The organism is Sporosarcina psychrophila (assembly GCF_001590685.1).
GTDB classification, from domain to species: Bacteria; Bacillota; Bacilli; order Bacillales_A; family Planococcaceae; genus Sporosarcina; species Sporosarcina psychrophila.
In genome coordinates this window covers 3520781-3545223 of record NZ_CP014616.1, presented here as the reverse complement: position 1 = coordinate 3545223, position 24443 = coordinate 3520781, and the positions used below count along the sequence as shown (strand labels likewise).

Here is a 24443-nt window from a genome sequence, read left to right as displayed (position 1 = left end):
GTGACTCTTTCTTAACTAAAAAAGACAAGACTATGGAGAAGGTTTCAGCCGACAAAATTGTATCTTTGGCGGCTATTATCTAGATAAGAAGCCCCGTTATTCTTTCGTCCCGAAAAATTTTAGTACTTTGTGTACTTAGGAATTTGGAGCGCGACGGATGAATAAGCACCATACGATTACCGAAAAAATGTGTAGGGATGCGACAAAGTCGCATCCCTACACATCAAGACATCTCGGTAATCGTATAGAGGGCATTCAATTCAAAGCAATCCAAACAACCTGTACACGAAGCGCTTAGTGTTTGATTCAGTTAATTACTGGTTGTTTTTGGTTAATCAACACAAGTAGTATCCAATATAAAAACCATCCCCAGCGAGGGAGATGGTTTTTTGTTGATTAATGATCTGCAATTTCGCCTTCTGGGAAAGATTCAGCCAGTAAGATAACGATTACAGAAACGACAAGCGAAACATATACGCCTGGCATGAAGTCAAATGGCAAGTTAGCAATTGCTCCAGAAACATAGTTCAACATAGTGATTAAACAGAAAGACCAGAAAAATGTCATTACGTATTTCATTGAATTCACCTCTACATTACTATTTCATATTTAATCATATCACAGTGGTTACATTGGAGAAACTAATTTCCATGCAAACGGAACTTTATTTGGCGAAAAAGTGTCAACAGGTTGAAAAGTGAGCCCGTTTCTTTTATGATTAAGAGCAGGTACTAATAATAGATGATAAAGAACGGGGGATGCGGAATGACTGCTGGATTTATCGGCATGGGTAAATACGTACCATCACACGTTTTGACGAACGCGGACCTAGAAAAGCGTTTGGATACATCGGATGAATGGATTCGTACAATGACAGGCATCGAAGAAAGACGCATCGCAGACGATTCAACGGATACGTCTCATATGGCATACAACGCTGCAGTGGAAGCGATTAACAACGCAGGGATCAAACCAGAAGAAATCGGACTTATTCTTGTAGCTACAGTCACACCTGATCGACCTTTTCCTTCAGTGTCGACAATGCTTCAACAACAGCTCGGCGCAACCAATGCGGCGGCTATGGACATTTCAGCGGCTTGTGCAGGGTTCATGTATGGCGTCGTAACGGCGAAACAGTTCGTCGAATCTGGCACATATGATTATGTCCTAGTTGTCGGAGTTGAAAAATTATCTAAAATTACCAATTGGGAAGACCGCAATACCGCCATTCTTTTCGGAGATGGAGCGGGTGCAGCTATTATAGGAAAAGTAAGTGAAGGACGGGGAATCCTGTCATTCGAACTCGGTGCAGACGGTAGCGGTGGCAAACACCTTTATCAGGATGAAAAACTTGTTATGAATGGCCGTGAAGTATTCAAATTCGCAGTCCGTCAGATGGGCGAATCCGCAGAAAGCGTTATTAGAAAAGCGGGTCTAATGAAGGAAGACGTCGATTTCCTTATTCCGCACCAAGCGAATATACGAATTATGGAATCTTCTCGTGAACGACTAGGTTTACCAGTAGAAAAAATGTCCAAGACAATCCATAAATATGGCAATACATCTGCCGCGTCCATTCCAATTTCACTTGTCGATGATCTAGCTGAAGGCAGAGTGAAAGATGATGACGTTATTGTCATGGTTGGATTCGGCGGAGGTCTCACTTGGGGCGCAATATGCATTAAGTGGGGAAAATAAAAAAGTACACATGTTTTGTAGTGTATGAAAAGTGACAAGAAGCGTCAGTCTTTATAGAATAGAAGGGAAGTTTTCACATATGGGAATAAAACGTGTAGTAGTAACAGGTATAGGGGCAATTTCTCCAGTCGGGAATTCAGCGGAGGAGTCTTGGAAAGCGGTCTTGGAAGGGAAATCTGGAATCGGACCACTAACAAGACTTGACAGTGATAAGTTTCCTGTAAAAGTGGCAGCAGAAGTGAAAGATTTTGATATAGAACAATATATCTCTCGGAAAGACGCGCGTAAAATGGATCGATTCACGCATTACGCACTTGCGGCATCGATTATGGCAATGAAAGATGCAAATCTTGAACTTGAAGGAGATTTAGCTCTTCGCACGGGTGTCTGGATTGGTTCAGGCATCGGTGGTATGGAAACGCATGAGCAACAGTTTCTAACGTTCCAAGAGAAAGGCTATCGACGTGTTAGCCCGTTTTTCGTACCAATGATGATTCCCGATATGGCAGCGGGCCAAGTATCGATTTATCACGGAGCAAAAGGCATTAACTCTTGTACCGTAACAGCTTGTGCATCAGGCACGAACTCGATAGGAGATGCATTTGAAGTTATTCGCCGCGGTGATGCTGACGTTATGATTACTGGCGGAGCAGAAGCGCCAATCACAACAATGGCAGTTGCTGGTTTTTGTGCGAATACAGCATTGTCGTTAAACCCCGACCCTGCAACCGCATCACGTCCATTTGATAAAGAACGTGACGGTTTTGTAATTGGAGAAGGAGCTGGTATCTTAATCCTTGAAGAGTACGAGCATGCAATTGCACGCGGTGCGAAAATTTACGCTGAACTAACCGGCTATGGTGCAACAGGTGATGCGCACCATATTACGGCTCCAGCTCCTGGGGGCGAAGGTGGCGCACGCGCGATGCAACAGGCGATTGAGCAAAGTGGTATCAGTCCAGATGAAATCGATTATATTAATGCTCACGGAACGAGCACGCCATATAACGACCAATTCGAAACAATGGCAGCGAAAACAGTTTTCGGCGAACACGCTTATAAACTCACGATGAGCTCAACAAAATCAATGACAGGCCATTTGCTCGGCGCAGCAGGCGGATTGGAAGCAATCTTCACGGTGAAGGCATTGCAAGAAGGAATCCTGCCACCGACAATGAATTTTGTGAATCCAGATCCTGAGTGTGATCTCGACTATGTAACTGAAGGTGCGCGCAAAGCGGACATTACGTACGCTATGAGCAACTCACTCGGTTTCGGCGGACATAACGCATCACTCGTATTCAAAAAAGTATAAGTTTAATTTGGCAGGACGTTCCAGTTTACTGGGGCGTCTTTTTGTTTATGTAGTTTTGGGCTTGTTCAGAAAGATTCGCGGCTTGCCCTGATAGTTTGGCGATTAGCCCTTACAGTATGGAAGTTTGCCCTCAGAGTTTAGTGATGCGCTCCCAGTTTCTTGGCTTGCCCTGACAGTTTGGCGATTTGTCCTTACAGTATGGAAGTTTGCCCTCAGATTTTCGCGATGCCATCACAGTTTCGTGGATTGCCCTGACAGTTTGATGATTTGCCCTCACAGTGCGGAAGTTTGCCCTCAGAGTTTTGCGATGCGCTCCCAGTTTCGTGGATTGCCCTGACAGTTTGGTAATTAGCCCTCACAGTACCGAAGTTTGTCCTCAGAGTTCCGCAATGCGCCAACCCACCCCGCCACATTCAAAGTACTATCTTTTCAAATTAAATGGCCCCCTTCGTCTAAAAGGGGGCCATGCTGTCATATAATCAAAGAAAATCAAAAGGACGATGCTAATGACACGCATATTTTTATTTCTAATTAGTTATGGGCTAATTGTTGTTACTGTTTCACAAATAATATTTTATTTTAATTACAGATCATTCGGTTACGACTGGTATCAAATCATTTATTTTATAATACATACGGCAGATTTTGCGTTATTCGTCGTAGCAACAATCATGATTATTCTTACCGTCTACGTCCGAGTCCCATCGCGACTTCCATCTTCCCGAGAGTGACAGCTGCAATCGCATTTGCTTTCACTGCGCCTTCATCCAAAATTTCATCTAGGACAGGCGAATCCAAAAGTACGTAGTATCTCTCTTGGATAGGTGATAGATGGTTGATGACGGCTTCGGCTACGCCAGCTTTAAATGCGCCATATCCAAGTCCATCATATTTCACAACAAGATCTTCAATTGAAACATCACTTAACGCTGATTCAATTGTCAATAGATTCGATACACCTGGTTTATTTTCAACGTCGTATTTCACGATGCCTTCAGAATCTGTTACTGCGCTTTTAATCTTTTTCTCGATTTCTTTGGGTGTATCAAGTAGCGAGATAGTCCCTTTTTTATTAGGATCAGATTTACTCATTTTCTTTAACGGATCTTGGAGTGACTTAATGCGTGCACCATTCTTTGGAATTCTGACTTCTGGAATCGTCAAGATACCGCCGAACCTTTTATTGAACCGCTCTGCTAGATCACGCGTCAATTCAAGATGCTGCTTTTGGTCATCGCCAACCGGGACGATATTAGTGTTATATAGAAGGATGTCAGCAGCCATAAGTGGTGGATATGTCAGAAGCGCCGAAGAAACGCCCTCTTTCCCATCTGATTTATCTTTGAACTGCGTCATACGCTCAAGTTCACCGATATAAGCAATACATTGCATCATCCAGCCTGCTTGCGCGTGTGCAGGGACTTCTGATTGGATAAACAATACCGCTTTCTCTGGATCGATTCCACTTGCAATATAGATTGCAGCAAGAGAACGGATTGTTTTTGCCAATTCCACTGGATCCTGCTGAACTGTGATAGCATGCTGATCGACAATACAAAATAGGCATTGATAGTCATTTTGTAACTCTGTAAATTGACGGAAGGCACCGATGTAGTTGCCAAGTGTTACTGTTCCTGTCGGCTGTACGCCTGAAAAAATGGTTTTCATTTTGAAAAACTCCTCCTGTTTGATGGATAAAATAAATTGTTAAGGCTACCTAATATGATGAAAAAGCTCCGATGGAAGGCGGCTTAAGTTCGCCACTATGGAAGGCAACCAAAGTACGCCGATAACGGAAGGTAGTCTAAGAACGCAACGTCCTGTCGCAACGACTACATGATCAGCATCCTGCTGACCCCGGCAATGGTTGCACACCTACATGCTGTAGGCGCAAAAAAAACATCAGCCGTCCCCGTAAAAAAAGGGACGACTGATGTTTGATCAACCGTGGTACCACCCGAATTGCCCGAAGGCCACTCTGATTCCCATAACGCGGGGGACGTGACGAGCTTCTTTAGGGCTAATTCAAAAAGTCCATATACTTTGAATTAGCTCAAAAGGTTCGCTTATCAAGCTCGGGATCCCATTCTTTCGGTTCAGTCTACCTGTTTGCACCACCCACAGGCTCTCTGAAAGACTGATACTGAAATACTTTTTTCCGTCATTGCCATTCGCTCTAAATGTTTCTAATAATTATAAATCTTACACTGGGAAAATGCAATAGGCTTGCTCCTTAAATATAAAAAATAAGGAGCGCGATTCCCATCATAATAAGAATGAGTGTACCGCTTCCGAGCATTGGACTTACGTTTCCTGAAAAAACTTCTGAAGGCTTCCGCATCGCCATAACATCATCCATCCGACGTTTAGGTGTAACTACTTTTCTCATGCTAACGGTAAATACATCGAAAAATCCGGTTGAAAAAACGAAAGAGACCAGACCAAGAAATGTTAGTACGCCTCCAACGATGAAAGATGCGTTTATATAAGAGAGTAAAGTGAGCTCTTTAAAATAGAGTAGAATAAGCAGAATAATTATTACATGTGCAATCAGAATATTCCTAACTATTTTCTTCATATTTCCACCCCGTTCCAAAGTAATAGTAAAGTATTGGTAAGGAAAAATCAATATAACAGAAGTATATCAATAAAAAATATGAATTAATTTATCGTTGTAAGCGTTGTCAATGCAGGCTTTGTCTATATAACGCTGTTCTATTACACTAGAAAATTTCAAAAAGGTATGTACAACTGTGAGAATCATTGTATAATATAAATGTACCTAGTTTTCAGACAATTTTGAGGAGGTCATCGATTTGAAAAACCACAAATTTATGTGGCTAATTAGTATCATGCTTGTACTTAGCGTGTTCTTAGCAGCGTGCGGCGACAAAGAAGAAGCAGGCACTACTGAACCGGTAAAAGACAAAGAAGAGGACAAAGGAACTACAGAAGAACCAGCTAATGAAGAAGTGGCGCAAGTTCTGAATCTGATTGAAACAGCAGAGATTCCTTCTATTGACTCATCAATTTCAGAAGATGCTGTAGGTTTCAACGTACTGAACAACATTATGGAAGGACTTTACCGTCTTGACCAAGACAGTCTTCCAGTACCTGCTATGGCAGATGGAGAACCTGAAATCAGTGAAGATGGATTGACATACACATTCAAAATCCGTGATGCACAATGGTCTGATGGAACACCTGTAACTGCGCATGACTTTGTATATGCTTGGCAGCGCGCAGTCGATCCGGATACTGGTTCACCTTACGGACCATATTTGATGGCAGGCATGATTAAAAACGCAACTGAAATCGGTGAAGGAACTGCAGAAATTGCAGATCTTGGAATTAAAGCAGAAGACGATAAAACACTTATCGTTGAACTTGAACGTCCAGTTGCTTACTTCCTATCACTTATGTCTTTCGGTACATTCTACCCACTTAACGAAGAATTCGTAACTGCTCAGGGTGATAAATATGCAACTAACTCTGAAGCAATGATCTATAACGGTCCATTCTCATTAGCTGATTGGGATGGTACTGGTAACTGGAAATATGTTAAAAATGACAAGTATTGGGATGCTGATACTGTAAAACTTGAAGAAATCATTGTTGACGTCGTTAAAGAAACTGCAACAGGTGTAAAATTATATGAACAAGGCAAGAAAGACCGTGTACTACTTTCTGCTGAATATGCAATGCAATTTGCTGATGATCCAAATATCATCAATGAGCTTGAAACATCTGTATTCTACTTTAAACTGAATCAAGAACGTAACGGTAAAGCTACACCACTTGCAAATGCTGACATTCGTAAAGCATTCGCAAGAGCCTTCAACAAAGAAGAGTTAGCAGATGCAATACTTGCTAATGGTTCTATTGCTGCTAACTTCCTAGTTGCAGATGACTTTACTTTTGATGCGGATGGAAAAGATTTCCGTGATTACAGCGGTGAATTCTCTGCATATAACGTTGAAGAAGCACAAGAATATTGGAAAAAAGGTCTGGCAGCACTTGGAACAGACAAAGTGGAAATTGAAATTCTCGGTGGCGACACTGAAAACGCAAAAAAACAACAAGAATGGTTCAAATCGGAATTTGAAAGAAACCTTCCAGGTTTGACAATCAAACTGAAAGAAGTTCCTTTTGCTGTTCGTCTTGAACTTGATGATACAAGTGATTATGATGTTCAATCAGCAGGATGGGGCCCTGACTTCCAGGATCCAATCTCGTTCATGGAATTGTTCGTAACGGGAAGTCCACAAAACAAAATGAATTACTCTAACCCAGAGTATGACAAGCTTATTGAATCTACAAAAACTACAATTGCAACTGATCCAGTAGCTCGTTTTGAAGCATTTGCAAAAGCTGAAAAAATTCTTCTTGAAGATGATGCAGGTCTTGTACCTCAGTATCAACGCGGAAGAATGGTTCTTATGAACCCTGCTGTAAAAGGTCTTGCTACACATCCATTCGGTGGCGACTATAGCTACAAATGGACGTATATGGAAGCTGCAGAAAAGTAAGAAGTATAACTTGTTAGCTTAAAATCTTATAGAAAAGAGAGTATATGGGCATTTATGACCATGTACTCTCTTTTTCACTGAGGTTAAACTAACTAAAAATTCGTTGTATTATTTGCTAGAATTAATAGTTTTTTAATTAAATTCATCTATGAAATATAGGAGGTGCGAAAATGGCAAAGTATATCACTAAACGTGTGATTTATATGTTCCTATCACTATTCTTGATAGCATCGTTTACATTTGTTCTAATGAAACTGCTTCCAGGGTCCCCGTTAGCTTCCGCAGCAAAATTATCCGTTGAGCAAAGGGAAGTCGTTTATGAGAAGTATGGATTGAACGATCCGATTCCCGTACAGTACGCCCGCTATATGGGGAACCTTGCAAAAGGTGACTTTGGTGTATCGTTTCAATATAAAAATGCAGATGTCACAACACTTATTGTGAAAAAACTGAAATACTCGGCGATTTTAGGATCTCAGGCACTTATTTTCGGGACCTTAATCGGAATTATTCTCGGAATGATTGCCGCGTTGAAACAAAATACAGTTTGGGATTATGGTAGTACCATTATCGCAATTCTCGGTATCTCCATACCGTCCTTTGTTTTTGCAGTATTGCTGCAATATGTCTTTGCAGTATGGCTTGGAGTGCTACCAGTTGGCCTGTGGGAAGGTTGGAAGTCCAGTATACTACCTTCAATCGCACTTGCGATGGGACCTATTGCTATCGCGGCAAGATTCATCCGAACAGAAATGATAGAAGTATTAAGCTCAGACTATATTTTGCTAGCAAAAGCGAAAGGCGCAAATTGGTTTGAAATCGCTTTCAAACACGCATTCCGTAATGCGCTTATTCCGCTAATCACAGTCCTTGGACCAGTTGCAGCAGGACTATTAACAGGATCACTTGTAGTTGAGCAGATTTTCGCAATCCCAGGTATAGGTGAACAGTTCGTTAAATCAATTAACTCGAACGACTTCGCTGTCATCATGGGTACAACAATGTTCTTCTCGGTATTCCTAATTGTGATTATATTAATAGTGGATATTCTTTATGGGGTCATTGATCCGCGTATCCGTTTGTCTGGAGGTTCCAAGTAATGACTACTAACATGAAGAAACTACCAAAAGATTCGTTTGAGCGGATTACAATCGATAGCTCGCATGCCGAAAAAATTTCGAAACCGAGTTTGAGTTTCTGGCAGGATGCTTGGCTTCGGATCCGAAAAAACAAAGCGGCTATCGTCAGTATGTTCATTCTTGTGTTTATTGTATTTATGGCATTTGCAGGTCCTTTCATGGTTGAACATGATCCAGAGGATGTAAAAGTTGCGCATGCAAGCTTACCGCCTAAAATTCCAGGGCTTGAAAAATTAGGTATTTTTGATGGCGAAGGTAAACTGGGTTCTAAAACAGTTAATCTGTATGAGTTAAAGAAAGTAGAAGTTAACTACTGGTTCGGCACGGATAGCCTAGGGCGCGATTTGTTTTCACGTCTCTGGAAAGGAACGCAAATCTCACTGTTAATCGCATTCGTAGCCGCTATCATTGATGTTGTGATAGGCGTCATCTACGGCGGAATTTCCGGTTATTACGGAGGCCGAACCGACGATGTCATGCAACGAATTGTCGAAGTGCTAATTGGAGTTCCGACACTGGTCATCGTTATTCTTATGATTATGATCATGGATCCGGGCATATTGTCCATTATCATAGCCATATCGATAACAGGATGGATTGGAATGTCCCGTATTGTACGCGGACAAGTTCTTAAATACAAAACACAGGAATTCGTCTTGGCAGCTAAAACCTTAGGTGCAAGCGATACACGAATTATCAGCAAGCACTTACTGCCGAATATCATGGCGATTATTGTCATAAATATGATGTTCACAATTCCTACAGCAATTTTCTTTGAGGCATTTTTAAGCTTTATAGGACTTGGCCTTCAAGCGCCGAATGCTTCTCTTGGAACACTTATTAATGATGGTTATAAATTCATTGAGTATCAGCCACATATTTTGTTCTTCCCGGCGGTTGTCATAAGTTTACTTATGATTGCGTTCAACTTAATTGGGGATGGACTACGTGATGCACTTGATCCGAAAATGAAAGATTAAAGGAGGAAAGCGAAATGGAGAAAATTGTTGAAGTGAAAAACCTGGAGCTTTCCTTCCATACATTTGCAGGAGAAGTGAAAGCGATTCAAGGGGTTAATTTTGAAGTGTTTAAAGGGGAGACGCTCGCTATAGTTGGTGAGTCAGGTTCAGGTAAATCGGTAACGACGAAATCGATTATGCGGCTCCTTCCGAAGTCTAGTACCGAGTACAAAAATGGTGAGATTTTATTCGGAGGAAGAGACCTTCTGAAGATTTCTGAAAAAGAAATGCAAAAAGTAAGAGGAAAAGACATTTCGATGATATTCCAAGATCCGATGACTTCACTTAATCCGACAATGACGATTGGTAACCAGATTATGGAGCCACTGCTAAAACACCAAAAACTTAGTAAAACCGAAGCTCGGAAAAAGTCTATTGAATTGTTGACTCTGGTTGGGATGCCTAAGCCAGAAATGCGATTGAAACAATACCCTCACCAATTTTCTGGTGGACAGCGTCAACGTATCGTCATTGCTGTTGCCTTGGCATGTAATCCAAAGCTTCTCATTGCGGATGAGCCGACGACAGCATTGGATGTTACAATTCAAGCGCAAATCTTAGAATTGATGAAAGACTTGCAAAAGAAAATTGATACGGCAATCATTTTCATCACACATGATCTTGGAGTCGTAGCAAACGTTGCAGACCGTGTTGCGGTCATGTACGGCGGCCGAATCGTCGAGGTGGGAACGGTTGATGAAGTCTTTTATAATCCGCAGCATCCGTATACGTGGGGGCTTCTAAGTTCAATGCCGTCACTGGATACATCTGAAGAGAAACTATATGCGATTCCAGGCACGCCACCCGATTTGTTGGATCCTCCGAAAGGAGATGCATTTGCACTGCGTAGTGAATATGCGATGAAGATTGATTTGGAACAAGTTCCGCCACTCTTTAAAGTAAGTGAAACCCATTATGCGGCGACGTGGCTACTCCATCCGGATGCACCTCAAGTGGATCCGCCGGTAGCGGTCATAGAGCGAATGAAGAGATTCCCTGGCAGCCGGTATTATGAAGGCAATGCAGGAGGTGTTCGATAATGGCTGAAAAATTACTTGAAATCAAAAACTTGAAACAGTATTTCAATGTGGGAACAAAGAATGAAGTGCGTGCTGTTGACGATATAACATTCGACATCTATAAAGGCGAAACGCTTGGTATTGTTGGTGAATCTGGTTGCGGTAAATCAACAACCGGTCGTACAATCATCCGTCTTTACGATGCGACAGGCGGGGAAGTCATTTATGATGGCGTCGATGTCCATGCGAAAAAATCGAAAAAAGAACTAAAAGCGTTCAACCGGAAAATGCAGATGATTTTCCAAGATCCATATGCATCATTAAATCCGCGTATGAAAGTGCTTGATATCATCGCTGAAGGCCTCGATATTCATGGTCTTGTGAAGAATACGAAAGAACGTACTGCACGTGTTCATGAGCTCCTTGAGACGGTAGGATTGAACCGTGAGCATGCCAATCGTTATCCGCATGAATTCTCTGGTGGTCAACGTCAGCGTCTTGGAATTGCACGTGCGCTTGCTGTAGAACCAGAATTCATTATCGCAGATGAACCGATTTCAGCTTTGGACGTATCTATTCAAGCGCAAGTCGTCAACTTGTTGAAAGAGCTTCAAGAAGAAAGAGGACTGACATATCTATTCATCGCACATGACTTGTCGATGGTGAAATATATCTCAGATCGAATTGGTGTTATGCATTTCGGTAAACTTGTCGAAATTGGACCAGCCGAAACGATCTATACGGCGCCTTTACATCCTTATACGCAATCGCTATTATCTGCGATTCCGTTGCCAGATCCAGCTTATGAGCGTAGCCGTGTACGAAAAAGCTACGATTCAACATCACATAAGTATCTTCAGGATGAAGAAGTAATCATGCGTGAAGTGACACCAGGGCATTTTGTCCTTTGCTCACAGCGCGAATTCGATTCTTTTGCAAAGTAAGTTTAAATAGAAGCAACTGGGCTGGTTTTCGATAAGAGAACCAGTCCTTTTGCGTGTTTGAATATAGATAATGGTAAGTATGCGGTGAAATTCATGGATTCAGGTAATAGGAATTCCCTAAATGTTAATTACAAACCAAAATAGATAAAGAATTTCAGTGGTGAGCCTTATGTTTCTGAATTTTTTTAAATTAATATGAAACCTTTGCCCGTATTTAGACGTACTATATAATGTAGACACTAAATTATTTTCAATTAGCAGCTACCCAAATGAGAAAGTTTTTTATTTGACAAAGCAGATGTTTAATTAATTCTTGCATCGGGTATAACAGTAGAGAGAACATGCACATACTGATGAAAGTCGCTTATGTTGCGGAACTGTGACAATAGTGTATGGGATAGCGAATAATTTTTAAAAAGTGTATTCATCGGTAATGAAAATGTGTATAATAGGGATTAGAAGCAGACAGTTTAAAATAATTCTAATCTAAACGTAAAAATATAAATCAAAACATTCGAGCCGACTGAAAGGGAGTGTCAGCATATGATGGTCACATTATTTACTTCACCTAGCTGTACATCATGCAGAAAAGCGAAAGCATGGTTAGAGGAACACGAGATTCCGTATACTGAACGTAACATTTTTTCGGAACCATTGAATATTGATGAAATAAAAGAAATACTTCGTATGACTGAAGATGGAACAGATGAAATTATTTCAACTCGTTCGAAAATATTCCAAAAATTAAACGTTGATGTGGAAAGCCTTCCATTACAACGCCTATATGAATTAATCCAAGAACATCCGGGTCTTTTAAGAAGACCAATTATTCTTGATGAGAAAAGACTTCAAGTGGGATACAATGAAGATGAAATTCGTCGATTCCTACCTAGAAAAGTAAGAGCCTATCAGCTGCTTGAAGCGCGGCGCATGGTAAACTAATCCGTAAAATAGTGTGAAGCTGATAGGGGTTGACATTGCAAAATGCCGTACACCTATCGGCTTTTTGTGTTTCTCTTGCTTTCCGGGTGGATGTTCTCTACAATGCTATTACTATCAAAATTATACGTCCTAAGGCGGAACCCTTTCAAAACGTAGAGGACGGTCATATAGTAAGTATAAGCATTGCAGGATTTTTTCACACATCGAAGGGAACCGGACAAATCCTGTTCCATAGGAAGGGAGAGAAAAGGGATGGAAATAGAGCGTATTAATGAAAATACAGTTAAGTTTTTTCTTTCATATATTGATATCGAAGAGCGTGGCTTTACTCGTGAGGAAGTTTGGTATAATCGCGACAAGAGCGAGGAACTCTTCTGGGAGATGATGGACGAAGTCAGTGACGAGTCTGAGTTTGAAGTCGAGGGGCCATTATGGATTCAAGTACATGCGATGAGCGGCGGCATTGAAGTGACGGTCACACGTGCGCAAATGTCTGAGGATGGTGAACCACTTGAATCACCATTCACTAACGATGATCCAAGAAAACTGTTCCAGCATGGCAAAATGTATGACGACGATGATGATGATGATGATACTATGCCAGGTATAGGGGATGCAGCATTTGAATGGCTTGACAATATGTTTGTCTTTAGCGAATTTGATGATCTTATTCCTCTAGCAGGGAAGATGAAAGATTATGAAGTGAAGACATCTCTATATTCGTTTGAAAATAACTTTTATTTACACTTGTTATATGACGATGAAATTATGGATGATTCTCGCAAGACAGATCTGTTTAGCGTACTTTCAGAATTCGGTCAACCGTCAAACATGACGATTCATCGAATTGAAGAGTACGGCAAACTTATCATGGACTCAGATGTTTTCGTGACAATAGAGCGATACTTTGGGGCAAAATAAAGGACAGTAGAAACAGCTATCTTAAATGGTAGCTGTTTTTTTTACTTGCTTTAGTATCTGAATATTTGTATTATTAATGCAGGGAGGAGCTGAATATTATTCTTACAGCAAAAACAGAGGAAGGAAAACTTGTTGTTCTTACACCGGAATTAGAAAGAGAACGGTTGCGCAAATGGCGAAAGTTGCGATCATTCTTTTGCCCACAATGTAATTTTCCGGTTCAGTTGAAAGTTGGAGATATTATCATCCCACATTTCGCACATTTGAAGGATTCTACCTGTCTTACTTTATTCTCAGAAGGTGAATCTTACAGCCATCTTCAAGGTAAGCAACAATTGTATGCTTTTTTTCAAAAACATGCCGAGCTTGTCGAACTTGAACCATTTTTAAGAATGTTATCTCAAAGACCTGATATCCTGATAACGACACAATCTGAATCGATAGCCGTTGAATTCCAGTGCAGTACGATTCCCATTACTGACGTAGAGGCTAGATCCGCAGGTTATCGTAGTATAGATATGAAATCCATCTGGATTTTGCATACCCCAGCAAAATTTAGTTCATTACCTGTAGGTGTCGGTACATTCGATTTTTCAAGATTCCACGAAAGCTACTTGACACATACATCCCCTGAAGGCTATTTCTTACTCACATATAACCCCCAAACGGAACGATTCCATTATTTTACGAGTCTTATTCATGTCGCAGGTAAGCGCTATATTGGTATCCATCGTACTTTGCCATTATCGATGCAGATATTTCCATTTGCTCGGCCAAAAACCCCGACAGAGCAAGAAATTTACCGTTATGTAACCCTTTATTTATCCATACGCAATCAATTTATTCAATCCCGTATTTTATTGAATAAAAGGGGGGTGAACAATCCTTTTCTAAGAATGTGCTATGAACTGCGAGTGATACCAACGAATCTTCCAAAATGGATTGGATTACCCGTCCTTTTCAGTGAGTCATTCCGCGAGCATGACTGTGAATGGCAATTAGCATTCCTTTATTATTTGAGAAGAAAGGGGATTAGTGTTAGAACTATATCCCGCAGTCAGGTTAGAAAATATGTCTCTCTGTTAGAAGAGCCATCGGAAGCAAAGGGAAAAGCGTGCATAGCATACCGCGATTTCCTTATTTCCGCGACTGTAGATTCTTGTCAAAACAGAACAGTTATTGACGAAGAAAAAATAATTCAACTAATTTCAGAAAGATTGCTTGCAAAGCGTTATGAAAATTGAGAAAATAGGATTGATTCGTTTCCCGAAGTAATGGGAGAAGGGGGATAAGTGACGATGGCTGAAACTAAGAACAAAGTATTAACTCGTGGTGAAGTAAAGGTAGAGGAGACTTGGCGTCTCGAAGACATATTTGCAACTGATGAAGCATGGGAAAAAGAATTCGCTGAAGTTGAGGAATTCTCCGGTAAAGCAGATTCTTACAAAGGGACACTTTCGGGTGGTGGAGATGCGCTTTACACTGCATTGACATACCGTGACACCCTCTCTGAAAGACTGCGCAGGATTTACACGTATGCGCATTTGAAGACTGACCAGGATACGACAAACAGCTTCTATCAGGCGATGGATAGCCGTGTGAAATCACTTTACGTGAAAGTAGCAACTGCATTATCATTCTTCTTGCCAGAGCTTCTGGCTATTGATGAAACAGAATTGAACAAGCTGGTTACTGAGCATGAGGGACTAGCTCTTTATAAACAAGAATTCGAAGAAGTTAACACGCAGCGGCCACATGTGCTGCCTGCTGAACAAGAAGCTTTGCTTGCACAACTATCAGAAGTCACGGGCAATTCTTCAGAAACATTCAGTATGTTGAACAATGCTGATTTAACTTTCCCAATGGTGAAAGATGAAAAAGGTGAAGAAGTAGAATTATCACATGGCCGTTATGTAGGTTTTTTGGAAAGTGATGATCCGCGTGTTCGCGAGGATGCGTTCAAAGCAATGTATTCGAAATACAGCGAATTCCAAAATACTTTCGCATCCACGCTTTCAGGTAATGTAAAAGGCGATAACGTTAATGCACGTATCCGCAATTATTCATCTGCGCGCGAGGCTGCAATGTCAAATAATCATATCCCTGAACAGGTTTATGAAAATCTTGTTTCAACAATCAATAAAAACGTCCACTTGCTACAGCGCTATGTCGCGCTCCGTAAAAAAGTGTTCGGATTGGAAGAACTTCATATGTGGGATATGTATGCACCGCTTGTGAAAGATGCAGGCATGGAAGTTCCATATGACGAAGCTAAACAAACGATGCTTGATAGTTTCCACCCACTAGGTGAAGAGTATGTATCGATCGTAAAAGAGGGTCTTGAGAATCGTTGGGTAGACGTCCGTGAAAACAAAGGGAAGCGTTCAGGAGCTTATTCTTCAGGCGCCTATGGAACAAATCCATATGTCTTAATGAACTGGCAAGATAACGTCAGTAACTTGTTCACACTCGCGCATGAATTCGGCCATAGTGTTCATAGTTATTATTCACGGAAAAGCCAGCCATTCGTCTATAGCGGTTATTCCATTTTCGTAGCTGAAGTCGCGTCAACTGTGAATGAGGCTATTTTGAATGATCATCTTTTGAAAACGATTGATGATGAACAGAAACGAATTTATTTGCTGAATTATTGGCTTGACGGCTTCCGTGGTACTGTTTTCCGTCAAACCATGTTTGCTGAGTTCGAACACCTTATTCATCAGCTTGATCAGCAAGGTGTCGCGCTGACTGCTGAAAAATTGACAGAAGAGTACTATGCACTCAATAAGAAATATTTCGGTGAAGATCTAGTCGTCGACGAGGAAATTGGCTTAGAGTGGGCAAGAATTCCACATTTCTACTATAACTATTATGTTTATCAGTATGCAACAGGTTATAGTGCAGCAGTCGCACTAAGCAATCAAATCTTGACAGAAGGAGAGCCGGCAGTTGAACGCTATGTGAATAACTTCTTGAAAGCCGGTTCTTCCGATTACCCAATCGAAGTACTGAAAAAAGCAGGCGTCGACATGACAAGTGCTGCTCCAATCGAAGAAGCATGCCGCGTCTTCGAAGAAAAGTTGAACGAACTTGAATCACTTCTTTTGAAAAAATAAATTAAATTGACCTAGCAAAAAGCCTTATCCGCCATATTTCTGGTCGAGATAGGGCTTTTTCTTCTATACATATTACTATATAAATATAAAGTAAGGCGTATTGGTGAAATCATCATTGTGACAGTCATGTGAAAATCATTGTGAATTCTTGATGCTACTATTATTTTATGATAAGGTAAGGATGTGAAATAAATCACATACCAAACATACACCCCTTTTGTTTGAACGTGAACATTTCTCCCATTCCCTTTGAATAAGAGCATTCCCTCCCCCCCAGGAGCGAATGCTCTTTTCTTTTGGTTTAACGGGGGAAAGCTGTGTGACGATTGTCATGGAAAAGTGCGGAACTGTGATGGCAAGTTGTGAAACTGTAAGGGGAAATGTGCGAACTGTGATGACAACGCGTGAAACTGTGAGTGCATCGGAAACTATAATGGCAAGTTGCGAAACTGTAAGGGAAAATGTGCGAACTGTGATGACAACACATGAAATTGTGAGTGCACCGGAAACTGTCATGGCAAGTTGTGGAACTGTGAGGGGAAGTGTGGAACTGTGATGGCACCGCGGGGAACTGTGAGTGCATCGGGAAACTGTCATGGCAAGTTGCGGAACTGTGAGGGGAAGCGAGTGAACTGTGATGGCAATGCGTGAAACTGTGAGTGCAATTCGTAACTACCATATCCAATGAGATAAAGGAAAGGTTAATAATAAAGCTATTGTCATATCTTCAACTATTCTGTATAATTAAATAGAATTATCAGATTACTTGAAGGGAAGTGGAATCAAATACGCATTATTATTAATAGGAGTCAACCTGATTTGCTAGAGGGAATACCTCGTCTGATAGCCCGGTTACACCCTGACCATCGGAAATTACAGTTCTTAAAGGACTCTTTTTACCGAATAAGTGCTGGATATTCAGGTGAGTGTAATGTGGATACGTATATCGAGCGCACTCAAATAACCCATTTGACAAAGATATTTACCGATGTACATTTGCGAATTTCCCCGACATTCACATTTCAGATTGATACTTTGATTATTACGGAGCGCTATGTCTTAATTGTTGAAGTGAAAAATCTCAAAGATACAGTCCGTTTTGTGCAAAATCCCCCACATCTTGAGCAAATCTTTGAAACAGGTACAGAAGCAATCCTCGACTGCCCGATTCATCAAATTGAATCAAATAAATCGAATCTTGATGAATGGTTCCGTCAGCGTGGAATACATTTGAAGACATCTGGATTACTTGTTCTGGCTAACCAGAAGACAAAGGTGAAAGATGCACCTTCCGACTTTCCTATTATTTATAAGAAGCAAATCCCTTACTTTCTACAAAAACTACAGCCAGCTGAGACAATTCTTTCAACTGCAAAAATACATGACTTAGCAAGAGAAATTCATGCTGAAAAGCAACACTTCAATCCATTTCCGTTATGTTCATACTATAGTATCGATCACAGGGAGTTAAAGACAGGTTTGTTGTGCCGATATTGCAATAGGCAACTCCAGCGAGAAAATCGTGAGAAGTGGTCTTGTGAGCTTTGTGGGAAGAATACTGTTGACCCTTACAGCGATGGCATCAAAGATTGGTTCATGCTTGTTAAAAATTCAATTACAAACGAGGAATGCCGGAGTTTTTTAAAATTAAAAGGATCAAATGCAGCTCGTTACATTTTATCAAAATCGGGTCTTGTGAAAAAAGGAAGGTCCAAGGCGACTTTTTATATTTCGAGCAATAGAAAACAGAGATAATTCCGTGTTGGGTAGAGCCTTTCATATATGAAAGGCTCTTTTAATTGGAGTTTTAGGAAACTGTCATGGCAAGTTGCAAAACTGTAAGGGGAAGCGAGAGAACTGTGATGGCAACGCATGAAACTGTGAGTGCACCGGACAACTGTGATGGCAAGTTACAAAACTGTAAGGGGAAGTGTGTGAACTGTGATGGCAAAACGCACAAAACTGTAAGTGCAAACTACTGAACTATCATGGCTACATATACAACCCAAACCCCACTCAACAAAAAAAGCCACCTCACTCCCCGGAATCTCCAGGCAATGAAGTAGCTCACTTAATTCATATCATTTTTTTACGCCATAATGTCATGTCCTGGAAATGAATCCGTTCGACATGCTGTTGGAGAAGGCGTTTCTTGAGTTCGCGTTCTGCAGATTTTTCCGTGATGTTGTAGATACTAGCAATCTCTGTTGTGGAGAGTGTATCGAAACGTTGGAACAAATCCTCAAGTGGAGGGGGGATGTCCGGCAGAATCGGTCCGCCGACTAACTCTTCTAAAATTTGTTCGTAGACATCGTAGTCGTATAAGCCGCTCACTTTTAATCCTTCATCTTCAATGTTTTCATTGAAAAAGACGAAAGTAGGTGCTTTGTCGACTTCCATTTCTTTGGCCATGTACAAATCGACTTGTAAAGAGCGCAAGACGTTTTTTGAAGAAAAGTCTCGGATAAATTCGTCTACATCAAGATTTAACTTTTTTGCGATTTCGACGAGTACGGAAAAAGACGATACATTCCTTGACTTCAAAAATGAATATTCAAGCATTTTTGATAAATATCGAAAACCGGCACGTTTGCCTTGAAACTCTGCAGTTTTAACAGCAATACTTGGGAAAGCTGGATGTGTTCTTTCACAAGCCAGCTCATCCTCATCTTTATGCAGACATTGAAGATTCATTTTAGGCAATGATGTGCGTAATGCAATGCGCAGTGTGAAATAGCGATCATATTCAACTTGTAATTTTCGGAGTAAAGGCGGGAGCGACGAACAATCTCCGCATAAAGGATCGATGAAAACATATAGCTCGATTGGCCTTATGCATGCGGAAGTACTGATTGGGTTCTCCAGTAATGTTTGTCGATTCACGTTTTCTCCTCCCCAGCCCTGTTCACCATATGATTGGCGGTCAAGACGAGGCGCTTATAATAGATATCACGTATATTTCCTTCAAGTTCGACTTCGTCCATTGCTTCTGCCATGCACGCTAGCCATGCTTCCGCTTGAACTGGTGTAATTGGGAATGGCATATGACGAGCTTTCATCATCGGATGACCATGTTCTTCAGTATATAAATTGGGACCACCTAAATATTGTGTTTGAAATTGTTTTTGTTTGCGTACTGTTTCTGTCAGGTCATCTGGGAAAATCGGATATAGGTCCGGGTGTACGGCCACTTTAGCGTAAAACAGGTCGATGAGTTCCGACAACTTTGTAGCACCGATCTCCTCATAAGGGATCAAAGGTTTTCGCATCATTATGTCAATCTCCTTTGCTCTGACTGTATTGATATTCTATCAATCCTGCACTCTTTTCACAAATAAAGCGCTCCGTTTATGAAACAGTAGGTTAGATTATCAATCTTATGCATTGAAATAGCCGAGCACTTTTTTTACGTATTGCTGTGTCTCTTTGAATGGGGGAATCCCATCATGTTTTTTTACGTTTCCGGGACCTGCATTATAAGCAGCAAGGGCAAGCTCGATATTACCGCCAAACTGATTAAGCATTTGTCTTAAGTATTTGGCTCCGCCCATCACGTTCTGGACAGGGTCGAAACTATCTTTTACGCCTAGGAACTTTGCCGTTCCGGGCATTAGCTGCATAAGGCCTTGTGCACCCGCGTGGCTGACAACACCGTTGTTGAAGTTCGATTCTTGTTTGATAACGGCAGAAATCAGTTTATCGGGCAAGTTATATTTGTTTGCAGCTTGGCTAATAATATCGCGATAGCTGTCATCCCCAATGGATGTATTTTTCATGGGAACAGTTGAACTTTGTTGCGCCGTGGAAAGGATAGCGCTGAGAGAAGAAGGTTCAAACACACCATTTTTTCCGTCATAGCGCAAGCTTTCTATATTATTGAGGCTTCCGAGTAGTGTAGATGAAACGGAAGATAAGGAATCCGTTATGGATGTGCCGCCTAACATCTCCTCTAATAGTGTGTTAAAGAGGGATGGGGATGTGTTATTTTGTTCAGTTTGTGTCTGAACAGCTCCGAGAGACTGGAGTGTATTTATTTCCATTAATGTACGAATTGTGTGCGTATCCATCATGATCTGTCCCTTCTGACGTTAAGCTGTTCGCTCGCGAAATAATAACTTAACATTAGTATACCAATTTATGTGGGGAAACGCATTTTCTAGACTGCAAGGCCGCGCAGCATATGATAGAATAAACGTAATGACGCATGAAGGGAAGAAGAAATTGTGAACATTAAAAATCGAATTGATAGTGGACTTCGAAATGATGAACAAATCCTCTTTTTAGTAGCAGAACAAGCAGGAAAGCCTCAAGGTATACCAGCTGGAAAGATGATAACAGATTCAGACAACTTGTCGTTTGTTTATCTTTTAGAAGTAGAAGCAGGGTACGAGCATCTTCATTTAACACAGGCTGTATGGCCACTTATGGTCGATGTATTGACGACGAATTTAGATCCGGTGCTTTCGTGGAAGGATGAAATAATTCCGCTTCCTGGATTCAAAGATGAACTGACAATGCTTATTTTTAATATTGAGGGTAATGATAATTACGGGGAAGCATTCTCCTCGGCAGTCGAGCAAGCATTCAGCTCGATACTTCAACATATGGAATAACAGCTGGGAGGGGTCCGGATGAGGCAGTGGAATCAATTTCTTGAACCTTATAAACAAGCAGTAGATGAACTGAAAGTGAAATTGAAGGGCTTGCGAGCTCAGTATGAATTGGAAGACGTACATACGCCCGTTGAATTCGTGACGGGCAGGGTGAAGCCGCTCGCGAGTATCTATGACAAAACACTTGAAAAAGGGATTCCATTCGAACCATCGGCAGAACTTGCCGCTGAACTGCCTGATATTGCGGGCCTTCGTCTGATGTGCCAGTTTGTCGATGATATTAGTACTGTTGTAGAAACGTTACGACAGCGGAATGACCTCGAAGTGATTGAAGAGCGCGACTATATCGCACATAATAAACCAAGTGGATACAGGTCTTATCACTTAATTATCAAATACCCTGTTCAGACGATTCATGGGGAGCAGACGATTTTTGCCGAGATTCAAATCCGTACGTTAGCAATGAATTTCTGGGCGTCGATTGAACACTCATTGAATTATAAATACGAAGGCGAAATGCCGGATGAAATCAGGCATCGTCTAGAACGAGCAGCGGAAGCAGCCTTCCAGCTAGATGAAGAAATGTCGCAGATTCGTAATGAAATTCAGGATGCGCAACAATATTTCAGTGCATTCAAAGAAACGGCGACAAGACGCTATGGAGAGGCGAACGGGAAAGGAGGAGGGAAATTATGAAATTTGCAATACAGACACGAAACGATGCATTGTCGAACAAACTTATGGATGAAGCAAAGGAATATTTGACAGATTTTGGGCTTTTTTTCGATGAAGAAGAACCGGACATCGTTTTGTCAATTGGAGGAGATGGTACTTTACTCCACGCTTTTCATAAGTATAAGTACCGATTGAAAGATACAGCGTTTGTCGGAATTCATACAGGCCATCTAGGGTTTTACGCAGACTGGAAGCCGGCTGAAATTGAAAAGCTTGTCATTTCTATTGCTCGTAAAGAATTCGAAGTTTTCGAATACCCACTTCTTGATGTGAAGATTAACTACCGAAACGATAAGGATAGCGCATTGTACCTTGCACTGAATGAGTCGACGGTGAAATCTCCTGATGTGACGCTCGTCATGGATGTTGAACTGAATGGCAACCATTTTGAACGTTTTCGTGGCGACGGGTTATGTATGTCAACGCCTTCTGGGTCTACTGCATACAATAAGGCATTGGGCGGAGCAATTATTCATCCTTCTCTACCGTCCATGCAATTGACAGAAATGGCATCTATTAACAATCGGGTGTTCCGTACAGTTGGCGCACCACTAGTGCTACCCGCGCATCATAAATGTGCACTAACACCTGTAAAAGGACCAGATTTCATGGTAACAGTCGACCATTTGCAACTTCTACATAAAGATGTGAAGTCGATTGAATATCAAGTTTCAAAGGAAAAAGTACGTTTCGGAAGGTTCAGGCCGTTTCCATTTTGGAGACGTGTGCATGATTCATTCATTGACAGCGATGTCTAAGGGGGATGAGCTGGATCGCAGGTTTCGCCTCGTATTTCAGGTGGATGAAGGCGGTATACTGCTACGCGAATTCTTGCACGCAAAAGGGATATCTAAAAGAACGTTAACTGCGACTAAATATGATGGCGGAGATATCCGCGTGAATGGCTTTGAACGCAATGTGCGACATCCGTTGCAGTCAGGTGATGAAGTACTTATTATTTTTCCATCAGAAGAGCCAAGCCCAGGTTTACTTCCAGAGACAGGTGATTTAACAATTGTCTATGAAGATGAAGCGCTAATTATTGTCGATAAGCCAGCAGGGCAAAGTACTATCCCGTCGCGAGATCACCCCAATGGAACGATGGCGAATGCCGTTGCCGGAAAGTTTGCTAAGGAAAGACTTCCAGCCACAGTACATGTCGTCACGCGTCTTGACAAGGATACATCGGGTCTAATTTGTATTGCAAAAAACCGGCATATTCATCATCTGCTTAGTGAACAGATGACAAATTCCGGTTTTCATCGACAGTATATCGCCCTGGTTGAAGGACATGTTGAAAGGGACCAATTCAGCATTGTACAACCAATTGGTAGAAAAGATGGTAGCATTATCGAACGAATTGTACGTGAAGATGGCCAATTCGCTCGGACAGATGTAGAAGTACTGTGTCGTTCGGACATTAAAGGTCATCAGTTAACAAAAATTGCACTAACGCTTTATACGGGCAGGACGCATCAAATACGTGTCCATATGAGGTGGGCAGGCCATCCGCTACATGGTGATGATTTATATGGCGGCTCCCATGGGTTGATTGGTCGGCAGGCTTTACACTGTGCGATGATTGGGTTTTTGCATCCACTTACAAGTGAAAAAGTTGAGTTTAGATGCGATATTCCGTTAGATATAAAGCGACTAACCAACACTGAGATCAATCAAACGCAGTAAATTTCTCTGGCACAAATGGTTGTAAAGAAGGAACTGATACAATTTCCATTTCGGGATAGCGAAGGGCTGTAAGTTTACCGCCGAATACGCAACCTGTATCAACATTCGCAGAGTTATTTACAAAGCGTACTTCCTTTACAGGCGTATGACCATAGACTATGAAGGGAGTACCTTTGTAGTGCTTAGCCCAATCACGTCTTAGAGGTCTACCATCGGGTAACTTTTGGCCTGTGATATCTCCATAGAGAACGAATACCCGTATTTTTTCCGAATAGGGTGCACCAATCATTTCTTCACGGATGCCTGCGTGTGCAATGATAAGATTACCTTCATTAAGGGTATGGTATAACGGTAGAGCTTCGTAAAATTGACGGTATCTAGTCAAGAAGTGTTTACGCGCATCACTTGATAATGCATCGAGTTCAGCTACTGTTGTTTCAAGACCATGTGTGGGTTGAACCTGGTTACCCTTGGAGAAGCGATACAACTTATTGCAATGATTTCCCGGGGAATAATAAAGTGTATGCTCATCTTGGATTTTGAAAAGAAGATTCAACATTTTAATCGACTGAGGCCCTCTATCCATCGTATCTCCGACAAATACCAGACTTCTGCCATCGGGATGTAGGGGGATACCTGTAATCATCTCGTATCCTAATTTGTCAATCAAATGCATGAATTCATCATAACAACCGTGAATATCACCGACAATATCGTACTTCATATTTTCATCACCCTTTTTCACAATATGTATTCGTATATAATAC

General features: G+C 41.4%; 25 protein-coding genes and 1 other annotated feature. Of the genes, 18 read left to right on the top strand and 7 right to left on the bottom strand.

The features are described 5' to 3' along the window. Positions 1–396: 396 nt before the first annotated feature. Complete coding sequence (locus AZE41_RS16960) at positions 397–579, bottom strand: DUF2929 family protein (protein WP_067211898.1); 183 nt, start codon at positions 577–579, stop codon at positions 397–399. 186 nt (positions 580–765) lie between these two features. Between AZE41_RS16960 and AZE41_RS16955 the strand changes: the two genes are divergently transcribed. The 3 genes from AZE41_RS16955 (at position 766) to AZE41_RS23750 (ending at position 3744) form a co-directional block, all read left to right on the top strand. Further along, positions 766–1698, top strand: a complete 933-nt coding sequence (locus AZE41_RS16955) for a beta-ketoacyl-ACP synthase III (protein ID WP_067211895.1) — start codon at positions 766–768, stop codon at positions 1696–1698. Positions 1699–1777: 79 nt separating this feature from the next. Then, entirely contained in the window at positions 1778–3013 is a 1236-nt protein-coding gene (gene fabF / locus AZE41_RS16950; protein WP_067211893.1) for a beta-ketoacyl-ACP synthase II, read from the top strand. Between the two features lie 500 nt (positions 3014–3513). Then, on the top strand, positions 3514–3744 hold the full coding sequence (locus AZE41_RS23750; protein ID WP_470408106.1) for a YuzI family membrane protein: 231 nt from the start codon (positions 3514–3516) through the stop codon (positions 3742–3744). On the opposite strand, the gene trpS is transcribed toward AZE41_RS23750, so the two are convergent. Both trpS and AZE41_RS16940 read right to left on the bottom strand, forming a co-directional pair. Then, entirely contained in the window at positions 3695–4681 is a 987-nt protein-coding gene (trpS, locus tag AZE41_RS16945) for a tryptophan--tRNA ligase (RefSeq protein ID WP_067211891.1), read from the bottom strand. The two genes, AZE41_RS23750 and trpS, sit on opposite strands and share 50 nt — an antisense overlap. A 251-nt stretch (positions 4682–4932) precedes the next feature. Continuing rightward, positions 4933–5187, bottom strand: a binding site (T-box leader). A gap of 59 nt (positions 5188–5246) precedes the next feature. After that, entirely contained in the window at positions 5247–5591 is a 345-nt protein-coding gene (locus AZE41_RS16940; RefSeq protein WP_067211888.1) for a DUF3899 domain-containing protein, read from the bottom strand. Between the two features lie 238 nt (positions 5592–5829). On the opposite strand from AZE41_RS16940, the gene AZE41_RS16935 reads away from it, so the two are divergent. The 11 genes from AZE41_RS16935 (at position 5830) to AZE41_RS16875 (ending at position 18397) form a co-directional block, all read left to right on the top strand. Then, positions 5830–7542, top strand: a complete 1713-nt coding sequence (locus AZE41_RS16935; protein ID WP_067211885.1) for a peptide ABC transporter substrate-binding protein — start codon at positions 5830–5832, stop codon at positions 7540–7542. Positions 7543–7712: 170 nt separating this feature from the next. Beyond that, the gene (gene opp3b / locus AZE41_RS16930; RefSeq protein ID WP_067211883.1) at positions 7713–8642 is read left to right on the top strand and encodes an oligopeptide ABC transporter permease; all 930 of its coding nucleotides are present in this window, start codon (positions 7713–7715) and stop codon (positions 8640–8642) included. Next, entirely contained in the window at positions 8642–9661 is a 1020-nt protein-coding gene (gene opp3C / locus AZE41_RS16925) for an oligopeptide ABC transporter permease (protein WP_067211880.1), read from the top strand. Before opp3b ends, opp3C begins: the two co-directional genes overlap by 1 nt. 14 nt (positions 9662–9675) lie before the next feature. After that, complete coding sequence (locus AZE41_RS16920; protein WP_067211878.1) at positions 9676–10740, top strand: ABC transporter ATP-binding protein; 1065 nt, start codon at positions 9676–9678, stop codon at positions 10738–10740. Then, entirely contained in the window at positions 10740–11663 is a 924-nt protein-coding gene (locus tag AZE41_RS16915) for an ABC transporter ATP-binding protein (RefSeq protein ID WP_067211875.1), read from the top strand. Before AZE41_RS16920 ends, AZE41_RS16915 begins: the two co-directional genes overlap by 1 nt. Positions 11664–12209: 546 nt before the next feature. Then, on the top strand, positions 12210–12605 hold the full coding sequence (spxA, locus tag AZE41_RS16910; RefSeq protein WP_186669618.1) for a transcriptional regulator SpxA: 396 nt from the start codon (positions 12210–12212) through the stop codon (positions 12603–12605). 252 nt (positions 12606–12857) lie between these two features. Further along, positions 12858–13526, top strand: coding sequence for an adaptor protein MecA (mecA, locus tag AZE41_RS16900; protein ID WP_067211867.1), 669 nt, complete (start codon positions 12858–12860; stop codon positions 13524–13526). A gap of 89 nt (positions 13527–13615) precedes the next feature. Beyond that, positions 13616–14770: a competence protein CoiA gene (locus AZE41_RS16895; protein ID WP_082786665.1), complete on the top strand. Its 1155-nt coding sequence runs from the start codon at positions 13616–13618 to the stop codon at positions 14768–14770. 54 nt (positions 14771–14824) lie between these two features. Further along, positions 14825–16642, top strand: a complete 1818-nt coding sequence (pepF, locus tag AZE41_RS16890) for an oligoendopeptidase F (protein WP_067211863.1) — start codon at positions 14825–14827, stop codon at positions 16640–16642. 319 nt (positions 16643–16961) lie between these two features. After that, positions 16962–17198 carry a hypothetical protein gene (locus AZE41_RS16880; protein WP_067211859.1) on the top strand — a complete coding sequence of 79 codons (237 nt, stop codon included), beginning with the start codon at positions 16962–16964 and terminating at the stop codon, positions 17196–17198. A 263-nt stretch (positions 17199–17461) separates the two neighbouring features. Continuing rightward, complete coding sequence (locus AZE41_RS16875; protein ID WP_257722486.1) at positions 17462–18397, top strand: nuclease-related domain-containing protein; 936 nt, start codon at positions 17462–17464, stop codon at positions 18395–18397. Positions 18398–18718: 321 nt separating this feature from the next. Here AZE41_RS16875 and AZE41_RS16870 read toward each other — a convergent pair whose 3' ends face one another. From AZE41_RS16870 to AZE41_RS16860, 3 genes are all read right to left on the bottom strand, one after another. Further along, entirely contained in the window at positions 18719–19525 is an 807-nt protein-coding gene (locus AZE41_RS16870; protein WP_067211853.1) for a DsbA family protein, read from the bottom strand. Then, positions 19522–19914: a globin domain-containing protein gene (locus AZE41_RS16865; RefSeq protein ID WP_067211850.1), complete on the bottom strand. Its 393-nt coding sequence runs from the start codon at positions 19912–19914 to the stop codon at positions 19522–19524. Before AZE41_RS16865 ends, AZE41_RS16870 begins: the two co-directional genes overlap by 4 nt. A gap of 105 nt (positions 19915–20019) precedes the next feature. Continuing rightward, entirely contained in the window at positions 20020–20712 is a 693-nt protein-coding gene (locus tag AZE41_RS16860) for a lytic transglycosylase domain-containing protein (protein ID WP_067211849.1), read from the bottom strand. A 153-nt stretch (positions 20713–20865) separates the two neighbouring features. On the opposite strand from AZE41_RS16860, the gene AZE41_RS16855 reads away from it, so the two are divergent. From AZE41_RS16855 to AZE41_RS16840, 4 genes are read left to right on the top strand one after another with little or no spacing between them, the layout of a single operon-like run. Next, complete coding sequence (locus AZE41_RS16855) at positions 20866–21255, top strand: UPF0738 family protein (RefSeq protein ID WP_067211846.1); 390 nt, start codon at positions 20866–20868, stop codon at positions 21253–21255. An 18-nt stretch (positions 21256–21273) separates the two neighbouring features. After that, on the top strand, positions 21274–21951 hold the full coding sequence (gene yjbM, locus AZE41_RS16850; RefSeq protein ID WP_067211844.1) for a GTP diphosphokinase: 678 nt from the start codon (positions 21274–21276) through the stop codon (positions 21949–21951). Beyond that, positions 21948–22748, top strand: coding sequence for an NAD kinase (locus tag AZE41_RS16845; RefSeq protein WP_067211841.1), 801 nt, complete (start codon positions 21948–21950; stop codon positions 22746–22748). The genes yjbM and AZE41_RS16845 overlap by 4 nt, the downstream gene beginning before the upstream one ends. Further along, entirely contained in the window at positions 22720–23676 is a 957-nt protein-coding gene (locus AZE41_RS16840) for an RluA family pseudouridine synthase (RefSeq protein WP_197485334.1), read from the top strand. The genes AZE41_RS16845 and AZE41_RS16840 overlap by 29 nt, the downstream gene beginning before the upstream one ends. Here the strand turns inward: AZE41_RS16840 and prpE are convergent. Then, complete coding sequence (prpE, locus tag AZE41_RS16835) at positions 23660–24400, bottom strand: bis(5'-nucleosyl)-tetraphosphatase PrpE (protein ID WP_067211839.1); 741 nt, start codon at positions 24398–24400, stop codon at positions 23660–23662. The two genes, AZE41_RS16840 and prpE, sit on opposite strands and share 17 nt — an antisense overlap. Positions 24401–24443: the final 43 nt, after the last annotated feature.

Excerpts from the sequence above, each read along its gene's own strand:
- AZE41_RS16960 (WP_067211898.1), bottom strand. The coding sequence starts at position 579 with ATGAAATACGTAATGACATTTTTCTGGTCTTTCTGTTTAATCACTATG.
- AZE41_RS16955 (WP_067211895.1), top strand. The coding sequence starts at position 766 with ATGACTGCTGGATTTATCGGCATGGGTAAATACGTACCATCACACGTT.
- fabF (WP_067211893.1), top strand. The coding sequence starts at position 1,778 with ATGGGAATAAAACGTGTAGTAGTAACAGGTATAGGGGCAATTTCTCCA.
- AZE41_RS23750 (WP_470408106.1), top strand. The coding sequence starts at position 3,514 with ATGCTAATGACACGCATATTTTTATTTCTAATTAGTTATGGGCTAATT.
- trpS (WP_067211891.1), bottom strand. The coding sequence starts at position 4,681 with ATGAAAACCATTTTTTCAGGCGTACAGCCGACAGGAACAGTAACACTT.
- AZE41_RS16940 (WP_067211888.1), bottom strand. The coding sequence starts at position 5,591 with ATGAAGAAAATAGTTAGGAATATTCTGATTGCACATGTAATAATTATT.
- opp3b (WP_067211883.1), top strand. The coding sequence starts at position 7,713 with ATGGCAAAGTATATCACTAAACGTGTGATTTATATGTTCCTATCACTA.
- opp3C (WP_067211880.1), top strand. The coding sequence starts at position 8,642 with ATGACTACTAACATGAAGAAACTACCAAAAGATTCGTTTGAGCGGATT.
- AZE41_RS16920 (WP_067211878.1), top strand. The coding sequence starts at position 9,676 with ATGGAGAAAATTGTTGAAGTGAAAAACCTGGAGCTTTCCTTCCATACA.
- AZE41_RS16915 (WP_067211875.1), top strand. The coding sequence starts at position 10,740 with ATGGCTGAAAAATTACTTGAAATCAAAAACTTGAAACAGTATTTCAAT.
- spxA (WP_186669618.1), top strand. The coding sequence starts at position 12,210 with ATGGTCACATTATTTACTTCACCTAGCTGTACATCATGCAGAAAAGCG.
- mecA (WP_067211867.1), top strand. The coding sequence starts at position 12,858 with ATGGAAATAGAGCGTATTAATGAAAATACAGTTAAGTTTTTTCTTTCA.
- pepF (WP_067211863.1), top strand. The coding sequence starts at position 14,825 with ATGGCTGAAACTAAGAACAAAGTATTAACTCGTGGTGAAGTAAAGGTA.
- AZE41_RS16865 (WP_067211850.1), bottom strand. The coding sequence starts at position 19,914 with ATGATGCGAAAACCTTTGATCCCTTATGAGGAGATCGGTGCTACAAAG.
- AZE41_RS16860 (WP_067211849.1), bottom strand. The coding sequence starts at position 20,712 with ATGATGGATACGCACACAATTCGTACATTAATGGAAATAAATACACTC.
- yjbM (WP_067211844.1), top strand. The coding sequence starts at position 21,274 with ATGAGGCAGTGGAATCAATTTCTTGAACCTTATAAACAAGCAGTAGAT.
- AZE41_RS16845 (WP_067211841.1), top strand. The coding sequence starts at position 21,948 with ATGAAATTTGCAATACAGACACGAAACGATGCATTGTCGAACAAACTT.
- AZE41_RS16840 (WP_197485334.1), top strand. The coding sequence starts at position 22,720 with ATGATTCATTCATTGACAGCGATGTCTAAGGGGGATGAGCTGGATCGC.
- prpE (WP_067211839.1), bottom strand. The coding sequence starts at position 24,400 with ATGAAGTACGATATTGTCGGTGATATTCACGGTTGTTATGATGAATTC.